The 610-nt window shown below is 61.3% G+C and carries 1 rRNA gene; it reads left to right on the plus strand.

The annotated features are described in order from the left end of the window. Nucleotides 1-209: 209 nt before the first annotated feature. Nucleotides 210-326 (plus strand): 5S ribosomal RNA (gene rrf / locus ACFWM2_RS40085). Nucleotides 327-610: the final 284 nt, after the last annotated feature.

Consider the following 610-nt stretch of genomic DNA (forward strand, 5'->3'; position numbering starts at 1 on the left):
GGTTGATAGGCCAGATCTGGAAGGCGGGTAACCGCTGGAGGTGACTGGTACTAATAGGCCGAGGGCTTGTCCTCAGTTGCTCGCGTCCACTGTGTAGTTCCCAGACAACGAACGGTTGTGCTGGCTGAACAGTTTCACTAATCAATTGAATAGTGTGCTAGTTCGCTGCCCGTTCGAGACCCCGTTTATGACGGGGTGTCTGAAAGGGTTTCGGTGGTCATAGCGTGAGGGAAACGCCCGGTTACATTTCGAACCCGGAAGCTAAGCCTTTCAGCGCCGATGGTACTGCAGGGGGGACCCTGTGGGAGAGTAGGACGCCGCCGAACAATCTTTGAGGACCTCTGGTCCCCAGCGACTCGCTGGGGACCAGAGGTCCTTTTTTGTTTTTCCGAAGCGCGCCGGGTACCCGGCTGCGCGAGAATGACTTGCGGTACCGAAGACAGGAGTCACCATGTCCACCAACTCTCCCGATGAGCGACCGGAGCGCGACGAGCGACGCCGGGACAGTGGTGACCGCGGCGGCTACCGCGGGGGCCCGCGCCGCGACGACCGTCGTGACAACAACGACCGTGGTGGCTCCGCCCGGCGCGACGACCGTCCCAGTGGTCCC

The sequence above is a fragment of the Streptomyces sp. NPDC058371 genome, assembly GCF_042723265.1.
Taxonomy (GTDB): domain Bacteria; phylum Actinomycetota; class Actinomycetes; order Streptomycetales; family Streptomycetaceae; genus Streptomyces.